Genomic DNA, 11,982 nt, shown 5'->3' on the forward strand with positions numbered 1-11,982 from the left:
GATCAGTAGAGGGCGGCGGCCTCCTCCATCGTGAGGCCGCCGCCTTCGGCGCGTGCGGCCTCGTACGCCTCGTCCCCGAGCGCCGCTCGCGCCAGTTCCTCGGCGCGGGCGGCGTCCTCGCGTTCCGTGGAGACCGGGACGTGCCGGGGCGGCAGGTGGGCCTGGTAGGCGCCGACCAGCCGCGCCGCGGCGTGGGCGCGCTGCCGGCCGCCGAGCGAGGCGAGGGAGAGGGCGGCCGTCACCAGGAACAGGGCGGGCAGGTAGGGGGCGACCATCGTCGCGAGCGGGTGGCGCTGGGCCTCCCGGGCGCCGCGGACCCGGTCCAGCGCGTCCTCGTACCGGCCGTCCCGGTTGTCCAGCCAGGCCGTCGTGGCGTGCAGGAACACGTCGAAGACGGCGAACGCCCCCTGGGAGAACTCCTCGCGCAGGACCGCGATCTGGGCGCGGGCCTCGGGGATCCGGCCGGTGCGGCCGAGGAGGTTGGCGTAGAACATGCGGGCGGCGGGCATGGCCTCGTTGCCGAACTGCTGCTCGGTGGCGGTGATCTCGCCGAGGATCTTCTCGGCCTCCTCCAGCCGGCCGTTCTCGATGAAGGTACCGGCCATCCGGACCCGCATCACCATCACCTGCGCCCGGGCGCCCAGCCGTTCGGCGTACCCGATGGCCGCGAGGTAGTCCTGGCAGGCGAGGTCGTAGTCGCCGCTCTTCTCCCGGGACTCGGCGCGCGCGGACAGCGCCTCGGCGCAGCCCCAGTCGTCGCCGAGCTCGCGGAAGAGGGCCAGGCTCTCGTCGGCGTCGCGGGAGGCGTCGCCGGCCCAGTCGGCGCGGTTGGCGAGGATGTTGGCCCGCAGCTGGAGGGCGGAGGCGAGCTCCCAGCGGTAGCCGAGCTCACGGGCCGCGGTGACGGTCTCGTCGACGACCCGCTTCAGCAGCCCGGCCTCTCCCGCGATCATGACGGCGTAGACCCACAGGGAGCCCGGCGTCCGGCAGGTCTGGGGGAGGCCGGGCCGGTAGGTGGCGAGGACGCCCTCCACTTCGGCGCGGACCTCCTGGCTGTCCCAGGTGGCGGCCATGTGGTCGCGGGAGGAGAGGCGCACCAGGTGCAGGGCGCGCCAGGCCTCGGCGAGGACCTCGCCGGAGTAGGGCGGGGGCGAGTCGAGGAGCCGCTCGTGGACGGCCTCGGCGGGGACGTGGGGCGGCGCGAAGGGGTCGGGGCCGAGTGCGGCGACGGCGTCGGTCCAGTGCCGGATCTCGGCGCGCAGGTCCTGCATGTGCCAGTACCAGCCCAGGGCGTGGACCAGACACAGGGCTTCGCCGGCGTCGCGGGTGGCGACGGCCCGGCGCAGGGCGGTACGGAGGTTCTCGTACTCGGTGGCGATCCGGTCGGCGGCGGCGCGCTGGCCGTGGCCGCGCAGGCGGGGCTCGGTGGTGCGGGCGAGTTCGCGGTAGTGGACGAGGTGGCGCTGCTCGGTCTCCTCCCGGTCCCGTCCGGCGCCTGCGTCGGCCAGGCGCTCGGCGGCGTACTCGCCGACGGTCTCCAGGAGCCGGTAGCGCATGTCGCCGGCCGGGCCGGGGGCGGCGACGACGAGGGACTTGTCGACGAGGGCGGCCATGACGTCGGCGACGTCGAGGGCGCTGCCGTCGCCGCAGACGGCCTCCGCGGCCTCCAGGTCGCAGCCGCCCGCGAAAACGGACAGCCGGCGCAGCACGGCCCGTTCCGGTTCGTCCAGCAGGTCCCAGGACCAGTCGACGACGGCGCGCAGGGTCTGCTGGCGGGGCAGCACGGTCCGCGCGCCGCCGGTGAGGAGGCGGAAGCGGTCGTCGAGCCGGTCGGCGATCTGCCGGGGGGTGAGGAGCCGCAGCCGGGCGGCGGCCAGCTCGATGGCCAGGGGCAGTCCGTCCAGCCGGCGGCAGATCTCGGCGGCCGCCTCCGGGTCGTCGGCGACCCGGAACCCGGGCCGGGCGGCGGACCCGCGGTCGTCGAGCAGCCGCAGCGCGACGGGGTCGGGCAGCGGTTCGACGGGCCGCAGGAACTCCCCGGGCACGCCGAGCGGCTCCCGGCTGGTGGCGAGGATCCGCACGCCGGGGCACTGGGTCAGGATCCGCTCGGCGAGCTCGGCGGCGGCCCCGATCACGTGCTCGCAGTTGTCGAGGAGCAGCAGGAGCCGGCGGCGGGCGCAGTGCTCGGCGAGCCGGTCGAGGGGGTTGTCGCCGGTCCGGTCGGTCAGCACGCGCAGTTCCTCGGCGGCGGCACCGCGCAGCTTGGTCTCGCGGGCGCCGAGCGCGGCGAGGGCGGCCTCGGCGACGTCCTCGGGATCGTCCACGGGCGCCAGCTCGACGAGCCACACCCCGTCGGGCCAGTCGCCCGCGGGGTGCGCCTCGGCGGCCTCCTGGGACAGCCGCGTCTTCCCGGCCCCACCGGGCCCGAGCAGCGTGACGAGCCGCGCCCGCGAGAGATCACCCCCGATGACCCGGATGTCCTCTTCCCGCCCGACGAAGGTGGTCAGCCGCGCCCGCAGGTTCCCGGGGGCGGGGGCCGGGGGGTGGGCCGGGGCCGGCCAGGCCGGACCGGGGGTGACGGGCGCCGGGTGGGCGCCTGCCGGGGCCGGGGGGTGGGCCGGGGCGGGTTGGGCCGGCGCGGCGGCGGCTGGGGTCGGCGGGGTGGCGGGGGTGCCCGAGAGGAGTTCCGTGTGGAGGGTGCGGAGGGCCGGGCCCGGGTCCGTGCCCAGGCGGGAGGACAGGTCCCGGCGGACCGTTTCGTAGGCGGCCAGCGCCTCCGCGGGGCGGCCCACGTCGCGGAGGGCCCGGATGCGGAGGGCCTGCAGGAGCTCGTCCAGGGGGCGGCGGGCACACAGTTCGGTGAGCTCCGGCAGGGCCTGTTCCGCTTCGCCCAGCGCCAGCGCCGCGCCCAGCCGGCCCCGCCGCGCGTCCATCCGTACGGCCTCCCAGCGCGCGGACTCGGCCGCCGGGTCGGGGAGGGAGGCCAGCGCGGGGCCCCGCCACAGCGCGAGCGCCTCGTCGTACAGGGCCGCCGCTCCGGCGGGGTCCGGGGCGGCCGCGGCGGCGCGGACGAGCCGTTCGAAGCGGTACAGGTCGACCTCGTCCCGCTCCGCCTCCAGCCGGTAGCCGCCCTCCGCGGAGCGCACGGCCGCGTGCCCCAGCGCCCGCCGCAGCCGGGCCACCAGCGCCTGGAGCGCGGCGACGGCGTCGGCCGGCGGATCGGTGTCCCACACCTCGGCGACCAGCAGCGCCACCGGCACCGTCCGGCCCGGCCGCAGCGCGAGCGCGGTCAGCAGCGCGCGCAGGCGCGCTCCGCCGACGGCGACGGGGGTCCCGTCGTCGCGGATGGCCTGGGCGGTGCCGAGAATCGTGTAGCGCACCGGCCCATTGTCCCCGTCCCCCGGCCGCCCACGGGCCGGGAGCCCGGGATAGGTTTCGCCGCATGGTTCACCAGGGCAGCCGCGACGAGCGGCGTATCAGTTCCGTTTTCCTCGGCATCGTCGCCGTCATGGCCGTCACGGGCTGGGCGGTGTGGACGGGGTACGCGACGAGCCCGGGGCTGGCCGTGTTCCTCTTCGTCACCTCGGCGTGGGTCGTCTCGCTCTGTCTGCACGAGTACGCGCACGCCCGTACCGCCCTGCACGGCGGTGACATCACGGTCGGCGCCAAGGGCTACCTCACCCTGAACCCGCTGAAGTACACGCACGCGCTGCTCAGCATCGTGCTGCCGGTGGTGTTCGTGATCCTGGGCGGGCTCGGCCTGCCCGGCGGGGCCGTGTACATCGAGCGCGACCGGATCCGGGGCCGCTGGCGGCACAGCCTGGTCTCGGCGGCGGGCCCGCTGACGAACGTGGCCTTCGCCGTCGTGTGCACGGCGCCGTTCTGGCTGGACGCCCTCGACGGGGTCCCGTGGACGTTCCGCTTCGCGCTGGCCTTCCTGGCGCTGCTGCAGGTCTCGGCGGCGATCCTGAACTTCCTGCCGGTCCCGGGTCTGGACGGCTACGGGGTCATAGAGCCCTGGCTGTCGCACCGCGCCCGCCGCGAGCTCGCGCCGCTGGCGCCGTTCGCGCTGATCGGGGTCTTCGCACTGCTGTGGATCCCCGAGATCAACGGCGTGTTCTTCGACGCGGTACGGGGCGTCCTGCGCGCGCTGGGCGTCTCGGACCTGGAGACGTACTGCGGCCACGACCTGTACCGCTTCTGGCTCGACCAGGACGGTTTCTGCGCGGTCCCGGCCGACTGACCGCCCGGCTAGGCGGCGCCGCGCTGCTTCTCCGCCTTGGCCTTGCGCACGTAGAACCAGGCCATGTTGGACGTCACGCCGGCCAGCAGCACCCACACGATCCCGAGGAAGCTGCCCTCCACGAAGGCGACCACGGCGGCGGCCACGGCAAGGACGCAGACGACAACGGCGAACACGGCAAGGCGGGGCATCCGGAACAGCTCCTCGGCAACACGGAACGGGGTCGAGCCCCACCAGTGTCCCCCATCCCCGCGGGGGCTCGTTTTTCCGCCGATCGCGCGGGAAGGAGATCCGCGCCCCCGGGCCCCGCGGCCGTGGGGCGGGGGCCCGGGGTGGTGGGGTCAGACGTCTGTGAGGCGCAGGCCGGCGTGGGCCTTGTAGCGGCGGTTCGTGGAGATGAGGTTGGCGACCATCGCCTCGACCTGGTGGGCGTTGCGCAGGCGGCCCGCGAAGACGCCGCGCATGCCGGGGATGCGGGCCGCGAGGGCCTGGACCAGGTCGGTGTCGGCGCGGGATTCGCCGAGGACCATGACGTCGGTGTCGATCTCCTCGACCGAGGTGTCCTGGAGGAGGACCGCGGAGAGGTGGTGGAAGGCCGCGGTGACCCGGGAGCCGGGGAGCAGGGCGGCGGCCTGCTGGGCGGCGCTGCCCTCTTCGACCTGGAGGGCGTAGGCGCCCTGCTTGTCGAAGCCGAGGGGGTTGACGCAGTCCACGACGAGCTTGCCCGCGAGGTCCTCGCGCAGGGCTTCCAGGGTCTTGGCGTGGCCCTCCCACGGCACCGCGATGATGACGATGTCGCTGCGGCGGGCGCATTCGGCGTTGTCGGCGCCCTCGACGCCGAGGCCGAGTTCCGCGGCGGCGGTCTCGGCGCGGTCGGCGGCGCGGGAGCCGATGATCACCTTCTGGCCCGCGCGGGCGAGCCGGTAGGCGAGGCCGCGGCCCTGGTCGCCGGTGCCGCCGAGGACGCCGACGACCAGGCCGGAGACGTCGGGGAGGTCCCAGGGGTCCTTGGCCGGCGGCTTCTGCGTGCTGTCTGAGGAAGTCATGGGGGCGAGCGTACTGCCGAGTACCGTTGGGCCGAAGGGGCGGGAGAGGTGCGGAACCGGTCCCGGGCGCCCGGCGCGTGGGGCAGGATGCGGGCCATGGATGCCGTGCGGGTGGCGCTGCTGCGCGAGGTGCTCGCGGGGACGCCGTGGCCGGGTGAGGCCCGGCGGTTCGCCGGGGCGCTGCGGCGTGCGGTGGTGCCGGCCGGCGGGGGCCTGCTGCTGGTGGGGACGGAGCAGTACGAGCCCTGGCACCTGGCGGCGCACCTGGTGGACGAGGCCGCCTGGTCGGGCCGCCCGGAGCTGGCGCCGACGCTGGTGCGGCACCGGGTGCTGCCCGGGGCGCCGCCGCACCTGTCCGTCGGGCTGGGCCGGCTGGAGGCGGCCCGGCGCGGGCACACGCTGCTGGTGGTGGCTCCGGAGCGGCCGGGCGAGGGGCTGCTGGAGCGCATCCACGACGCCCGGCGCGCGGGGGCGGCCGTGCTGTCGCTGGACGGCGGGGACCCGGATCTGGGGGCCCTCGCGCACGACGCGCTGTCGGTGCCGGCCGACGACTGCGCGCTGGACCTGGACACCGTGCAGCACCTGGTCGGTGCGGCGGCCGGGGAGAACGGGCTGCCGGCGCGGCGGGGTACGGGTCGGGGTCCGGGCGGGCGCCGGCTGCGGGACCGGCTGGCGCGGCTGGCCGATCAGCTGACCGCGCCGCCGCCCAGCCGCTGGTAGCGGGGGGATCCGTCAGGGCGTCGCCGTGCCGGTGCCGTCCCCCTCCTCCTCGCCGGCCCGCTCGTTCCACTTGGGGTCGTTCTGCCACTCGAGGTTGCGTTCCCGCGCCGTCTCCATGGCGTGGGACGCCTCCTCGCGGCTCGCGTACGGGCCGAAGCGGTCCTTGGCGGGGCACTCGGGGCCTTCTTCGACCTTCTGGTGGACCAGGCAGTAGTACCACTCGCCCGGCTTCCCCACCTGGCGCTTCTTGAACAGGGCCATCGTCTCCAGGCTCCTCTCGGTCCTCGTCTACAGCGCCATGCTGCCCCATGGGGGCTGGATACACTCGCTTGCATGTCTGGCCAGTCGCTGCTCGTACCAGGCGAGCTCTCTCCCGCCCGTTCCGTTCCCGGAAACATCCGCCGTCCCGAGTACGTGGGCAAGCCCGGCCCCAAGCCGTACACGGGACCCGAGGTGCAGTCCGCCGAGACCATCGAGGCCATGCGCGTGGCCGGCCGGGTCGCCGCGCAGGCGATGGCGGAGGCCGCGAAGCACATCGTGCCGGGGGTGACCACGGACGAGCTGGACCGGGTCGCGCACGAGTACATGTGCGACCACGGCGCCTACCCGTCGACGCTCGGCTACCGGGGCTTCCCCAAGTCGCTGTGCTCCTCGCTCAACGAGGTCATCTGCCACGGCATCCCCGACTCGACCGTCCTGCGCGACGGCGACATCGTGAACCTGGACGTGACCGCGTACATCGGCGGGGTGCACGGCGACAACAACGCCACCTACCTGTGCGGTGAGGTGGACGAGGAGTCGCGGCTGCTGGTGGAGCGCACCCGCGAGGCCCTGAACCGTGCGATCAAGGCGGTCAAGCCGGGGCGCCAGGTCAACGTCATCGGGCGGGTCATCGAGTCGTACGCGAAGCGGTTCGGTTACGGCGTGGTCCGGGACTTCACCGGGCACGGCATCAACGCGTCGTTCCACTCCGGCCTGATCATCCCGCACTACGACAGCCCGCACGCGACCACCGTCATGGAGCCGGGCATGACGTTCACGATCGAGCCGATGCTGACGCTGGGTACGCACGAGTACGACATGTGGGACGACGGCTGGACGGTCGTCACGAAGGACCGCAAGCGGACCGCGCAGTTCGAGCACACGCTCGTGGTGACGGAGACGGGCGCGGAGATCCTCACCCTGCCGTAGGTGCGGGCGAGGGGATTTTTTACCGACAGAGCGTCGGGAACACATTGACTTAGGTATGCCTAAGCAGGAGGATCGGGCGTGGCGGCAGTGTGCCGTCGCGCCCGATTCCTCTCTCTGGAGGTCCGTCTTGGACGCCTTCTCCACGGTCATCCGTGTCGCCTCGCACGAGCAGCACACCGAAGCCGAGACCTCCACGTTCATGAGCGACCTGCTCGGCGGGCGGCTCGGCGTGGACGCCTACACCCGCTACACCGAGCAGCTGTGGTTCGTGTACCGGGCGCTGGAGGACGCCGCCGACGCGCTCCGCGAGGACCCGGTCGCGGGGCCGTTCATCCGGCCCGAGCTGATGCGGGTGGCGGAGATCGAGCGGGACCTCGCGCACCTGCTCGGGCCCGGCTGGCGCGAGAGCGTACGGGCCCTGCCCGCGACGGAGGCGTACGCGGCCCGCGTGGCGGAGTGCGCGGCGACCTGGCCGGGCGGGTACGTGGCCCACCACTACACCCGCTACCTGGGCGACCTCTCCGGCGGGCAGATCATCCGGGACAAGGCGGAGCGCACCTGGGGCTTCGCGCGCAAGGGCGACGGCGTGCGGTTCTACGTCTTCGCGGACATCGCCAACCCGGCGGCGTTCAAGCGGGGGTACCGGGAGCTGCTGGACGCGATCGCCGCCGACGATCTGGAGAAGCAGCGGATCGTCGACGAGTGCAAGCGGGCCTTCGACTACAACGGGGCGGTGTTCCGGGAGCTGGGCGAGGAGTTCCCGCTCAGCGCCTGACCCCCGGCCGGGCTAGGACGCGAAGCGGACGCGGCCGCCGATCTCCACCGTGCCGTCCGGGCCCGGGGCCGTGAGGATCTGGGAGCCGGCGCCCTGGGTGATGTTCAGGGCGCGGTTCAGTTCGGCGGTGAGGAGGATCGCCGCCGAGCCGGTGGCCTCGTCCTCCGGGATCGCCCCGTCGGGGCGGCGCGGGAAGCCGCGGGCGCGGATGCGGCCGGCGGGCTCGTCCTCCCAGGCCCAGGCGTACAGCCAGCCCTCGCCGGGCGGCGGGGTGGGCAGCGCCTCGACCTCGGCGGCGCTGGCGTACTGCCGGGTGTTCTTGCCGGTGACCCACTCGGGGCGGGCCGTGATCCAGGTGAACTCCCCGTCGTTGCGGGCCCATACGGACCCGGCGGGCGGCTGGAGCTCCTCGATGTCGAGCAGCCAGGCGAGTCCGACCAGCGGGTGTCCGGCGAAGGACATGCGCGTGCCGGGGGTGCGGATGTCGACGACCCCGCGTTCGGGGTCGTCGACGAACACCGTCTCGCTGTAGCCGAGTTCGGCGGCGAGGGCCTGCCGGGCCGCGTCGTCCGGGACGGTGCGGCCGTCGCGGACGACTCCGAGCAGGTTGCCGTGCCGGCCGTCACCCGCGCAGAACACCTTGATCACGTCGAGATCGTTCACAGCGGCATTCAAGCACGGCCCGGCGCGGGCTCAGTTCTGGGAGGCGACCCCGTTGCGGCGGCGGCGCCCGAGGCAGACCGCGCCCGCGCCGGCGGCGACGACCGCACCGGAGGCGGCGAGCAGGACGCCGGCCGGGATGTCGGAGCCGGTGGAGGCGAGGTTGCCGCCGGTCGCTCCCCCCGTGGAGCCCCCGGCCGTGCCGCCCGTCGAGCCGCCGGAGGTGCCGCCCGTCGTGGCGGTGGTGCTCGCGCTCGGCGTCGGGAGCGGGGCGTCCTTGTCCACGGAGACCGTGAGGTTGACGTCGTCGGCCCGGTCGCCCGCGTGGTAGTCGGAGCGGGCGCCGTCGGCGGAGAAGGCGGCCGCGCCCTCGGCGGTGAGGGCGGCGCGGACGGCGTCCAGGGTGAGCACGCCGTTCTTGGTCTTGTAGTCGGCCTTCGTCAGGTCGAGCGTGGCGAAGGAGACGTTCGTCTGCGTACCGGCGGCGTTCTTCACGTCCAGCACGAGCGTGCCCTTGGCGCCCTGGGCGTCGATGCGGACGTTGGCGAAGGTCAGGTCGATGTGGTGGGCCTGGTCCTGGAAGCGCAGGCCGCCCTGGAAGGAGGCGTGGAGCTTCTGGGCCTTGGCGTCGAGGGTGCCCGCGCCGCCGCTGAAGGAGAAGCTGTCGCCGTTCTTGGCGGCGCCGCCCTCGGGGGTGACGGTGCCGCCCGACGTCGTGACGTAGGTACGGAAGGACTCCTTCACGCCCCAGGCCAGTTTGCCGCTCCGCAGCTGCTGCGGGCCGTCGGCGGGCGGGGTGGCCGAGGCCGACGGGGTGACCGAGGGGGAAGGGGTGGCCGAGGGGGAAGGCGTGCTGGACGGCGAGGGCTTGGGGGCGGGCGAGGACACGGGCGCCGAGGGGGTCGGGTCGGTCGGGGGCTTGGGGAACTCCAGGGCGGCCGTCAGCCGGTCGCCCTCGCGGCCCGCGTAATCGGACGGTCCGAGGAGGTCGGCGAGCTCCTTGGTGAGGGTGGTCTTGAGGCCGGCCGTCTTCTCGCCGGCGAACTCCACCGTGGCCACGACGACGTCCGGGGCGAGCTTGCCGTTCCGGGTGACGTCGGCCGTCAGCGTCTTCGTACCGGAGTCGATGCGGAGCCTGTCGAGGGTGACGGTGAAACCGTGGGCCTTGCTCTCGAAGGTGACGGAGCCCTTGAAGGCCGCCTTCACGACGTTGCTGCCGCCCTTGTCGTACTGGCCGGTGGCCGCAGTGAAGCGGAAGGTGCCGTCCCGGTTGACCTCGGCGCCGTCCTTGGCGGTGATCGTGCCCTGGGCTATGTGCTGGACGTAGTTGCGGTAGCTGTCGAGCAGGCCCCAGTCGAGGCTGCCGCCCGTGACCGGTACCGGCGCGGCGGTGGCCTGGGCTCCGGCGGCGGGGGTGCCGCCCTCGGCCATCGCGGGGAGGGCGAAGGCGGTGGTGCCGAGGGCGGCGGCGGTCAGGAGGGCGGCCGCGACGGCGGCCGGGCGGAGGGAGGGGGAGGTCATGGCTGAGGACTCCTGGAAGAACGGGAGGGGGAGGGACCCGGTGTGCGAGGACTCCCCCGCCCCGGCGGCCGGAGCGGCGGCGGAGAGCTCACCCTGCCGGGCTTCAGGTCGAGATGGGCGCCCGCGAGTGGACCGTACCGGTGAACTGGGCGTCCAGCACGCCGATTTGGCCGCCGTACGTCCCCGTGGCCGCGGAGATCGCCGCCAACGCCTTCCCCGGCCGCTGCGCCACACCCGCGCACCAGTGCGCCCCTGGCGCTCCGCCAGCGGGCGGAGCCCGGGCAAACCGGACGGCAACCCCGGCCCCGCACGGAATGCGGACGGGGCTTGACCTTCGCTTGACTTTCGCTTGAGCCGGTCATGGAGGGGTCGTGACGGGCTCGTGTCCGGGGCCGGAAGGTGAGAGCTGAATCACTGGACGAGTGGGTATCGGTCAGGTAAGCCTCGGTTAAGTTAGGTCCGCCTCACCAGGCTGCCCCACGCCTCCACCCTCGCCAGGAGCCCCCATGCGCCCCGCCCGCCTCACCGTCCTCACCACGGCCGCAGCCGTCGCCGCGCTCACCGCCGTCACCGGCTGCGCGGAGAAGAGCGACAAGGGCGGCTCGGACGTGATCCACGTGAACGCGACCGACAGCGCCTGCGAGGTCTCCAAGACCGACTTCCCGGCGGGCAAGGTCTCCATCGAGGTCGAGAACAAGGGCTCCAAGGTCACCGAGCTGTACGTGCTCTTCCCGGACGACCGCATCGTCGCCGAGCGCGAGAACATCGGCCCCGGCACCAAGGCCACCATCACCGCCGAGATCAAGGCCGGCGAGTACCTCTTCGCCTGCAAGCCCGGCATGAAGGGCGACGGCATCCGCACCAAGGTCAAGGCCACCGGCAAGGGCGGCGGCGAGAAGCGCAGCCCCGAGCTGGACGCCGCCGTGGCCGCGTACCGCAAGTACGTCCAGGAGCAGGCCGACGAGACCCTCCCGAAGGCCCAGGTCTTCGCCGACGCCGTCAAGGCCGGCGACCTGGAGGCCGCGAAGAAGGCCTACGCCCCCTCCCGCCTGGGCTGGGAGCGCACCGAGCCGGTCGCCGAGTCCTTCGGCGACATCGACCCGAAGGTCGACGTCCGCGAGGACGGCCTGGAGGCCGGCCAGGACCCGGCCAAGGACTGGACCGGCTGGCACCGCCTGGAGAAGGCCCTGTTCCAGGACAACAAGATCGGTGACGACGAGAAGAAGCTCGCCGACACCCTGATGACCGACCTCACCGCCTGGCAGAAGAAGGTCGGCGAGGCGGAGATCACCCCCACCTCCATGGCCAACGGCGCCAAGGAGCTCCTCGACGAGGTCGCCACCGGCAAGGTGACCGGCGAGGAGGAGCGCTACAGCCACACCGACCTGGTCGACTTCAAGGCCAACGTCGAGGGCGCCCAGAAGTCGTACGAGCTCCTCAAGTCCGTCACCGCGAAGAACGACCCGGAGCTCGCCAAGCAGCTGGACACCCAGTTCGCCGCGCTGAACACCCTCCTGGACAAGTACCGGGCCGACAAGAGCAGCTACGAGTTCACCGCGTACGACAAGGTCGGCGAGGCCGAGCGCAAGGAGCTCTCGGACGGCGTCAGCGCCCTGGCCGAGCCGCTCTCGAAGCTGGCCGCCGCGGTCGCCAAGTAGTCCACAGCCAGGCAGAGCGGGAGATCCCACCATGACCGACGCCCAGGAGCCGAAGGTGTCCGAGGCCCAGGAGTCCACCCAGGAGTCCGAGTCCGCCGAAGGCGCCGCCGCGCCCTCGCGCCGTGCCGTGCTCGGCTGGGGCGGCGCGGGCCTCGCGCTCGGCGATCG

General features: G+C 73.8%; 11 protein-coding genes. 5 read left to right on the top strand and 6 right to left on the bottom strand.

The window, feature by feature from the left end; all coding sequences use genetic code 11:
* Nucleotides 1-2: 2 nt before the first annotated feature.
* Nucleotides 3-3,380: a BTAD domain-containing putative transcriptional regulator gene (locus AB0F18_RS19960; protein WP_362062389.1), complete on the bottom strand. Its 3,378-nt coding sequence runs from the start codon at nucleotides 3,378-3,380 to the stop codon at nucleotides 3-5.
* Between the two features lie 62 nt (nucleotides 3,381-3,442).
* Between AB0F18_RS19960 and AB0F18_RS19965 the strand changes: the two genes are divergently transcribed.
* Nucleotides 3,443-4,243: a site-2 protease family protein gene (locus AB0F18_RS19965; RefSeq protein WP_362062391.1), complete on the top strand. Its 801-nt coding sequence runs from the start codon at nucleotides 3,443-3,445 to the stop codon at nucleotides 4,241-4,243.
* A gap of 8 nt (nucleotides 4,244-4,251) precedes the next feature.
* Here AB0F18_RS19965 and AB0F18_RS19970 read toward each other — a convergent pair whose 3' ends face one another.
* Nucleotides 4,252-4,434, bottom strand: a complete 183-nt coding sequence (locus tag AB0F18_RS19970) for a hypothetical protein (RefSeq protein WP_362062394.1) — start codon at nucleotides 4,432-4,434, stop codon at nucleotides 4,252-4,254.
* A 150-nt stretch (nucleotides 4,435-4,584) separates the two neighbouring features.
* A complete protein-coding gene (gene npdG / locus AB0F18_RS19975; RefSeq protein WP_362062397.1) occupies nucleotides 4,585-5,289 on the bottom strand; it encodes an NADPH-dependent F420 reductase in 705 nt (234 codons plus the stop codon).
* 96 nt (nucleotides 5,290-5,385) lie between these two features.
* On the opposite strand from npdG, the gene AB0F18_RS19980 reads away from it, so the two are divergent.
* The gene (locus AB0F18_RS19980) at nucleotides 5,386-6,009 is read left to right on the top strand and encodes a hypothetical protein (protein WP_362062400.1); all 624 of its coding nucleotides are present in this window, start codon (nucleotides 5,386-5,388) and stop codon (nucleotides 6,007-6,009) included.
* A gap of 12 nt (nucleotides 6,010-6,021) precedes the next feature.
* Here the strand turns inward: AB0F18_RS19980 and AB0F18_RS19985 are convergent, their stop codons facing one another.
* Nucleotides 6,022-6,270: a hypothetical protein gene (locus AB0F18_RS19985; protein ID WP_362062403.1), complete on the bottom strand. Its 249-nt coding sequence runs from the start codon at nucleotides 6,268-6,270 to the stop codon at nucleotides 6,022-6,024.
* A 72-nt stretch (nucleotides 6,271-6,342) separates the two neighbouring features.
* Here AB0F18_RS19985 and map point away from each other — a divergent pair, with 72 nt between their 5' ends.
* Both map and AB0F18_RS19995 read left to right on the top strand, forming a co-directional pair.
* On the top strand, nucleotides 6,343-7,200 hold the full coding sequence (map, locus tag AB0F18_RS19990) for a type I methionyl aminopeptidase (protein ID WP_362062406.1): 858 nt from the start codon (nucleotides 6,343-6,345) through the stop codon (nucleotides 7,198-7,200).
* 127 nt (nucleotides 7,201-7,327) lie between these two features.
* Entirely contained in the window at nucleotides 7,328-7,975 is a 648-nt protein-coding gene (locus tag AB0F18_RS19995) for a biliverdin-producing heme oxygenase (protein WP_362062409.1), read from the top strand.
* Nucleotides 7,976-7,987: 12 nt separating this feature from the next.
* On the opposite strand, the gene AB0F18_RS20000 is transcribed toward AB0F18_RS19995, so the two are convergent.
* Together AB0F18_RS20000 and AB0F18_RS20005 are read right to left on the bottom strand one after the other, a co-directional pair.
* Nucleotides 7,988-8,638 (bottom strand): PhzF family phenazine biosynthesis protein, encoded by a 651-nt coding sequence (locus tag AB0F18_RS20000; RefSeq protein WP_362062412.1) that lies wholly within the window; start codon nucleotides 8,636-8,638, stop codon nucleotides 7,988-7,990.
* 30 nt (nucleotides 8,639-8,668) lie between these two features.
* Entirely contained in the window at nucleotides 8,669-10,156 is a 1,488-nt protein-coding gene (locus AB0F18_RS20005) for an HtaA domain-containing protein (protein ID WP_362062415.1), read from the bottom strand.
* Nucleotides 10,157-10,662: 506 nt separating this feature from the next.
* Between AB0F18_RS20005 and efeO the strand changes: the two genes are divergently transcribed.
* On the top strand, nucleotides 10,663-11,814 hold the full coding sequence (gene efeO, locus AB0F18_RS20010) for an iron uptake system protein EfeO (RefSeq protein WP_362062418.1): 1,152 nt from the start codon (nucleotides 10,663-10,665) through the stop codon (nucleotides 11,812-11,814).
* The last annotated feature ends 168 nt before the right edge of the window (nucleotides 11,815-11,982 follow it).

Origin of the sequence: Streptomyces sp. NPDC029216 (genome assembly GCF_040648015.1) — a bacterium.
Taxonomy (GTDB): Bacteria; Actinomycetota; Actinomycetes; order Streptomycetales; family Streptomycetaceae; genus Streptomyces.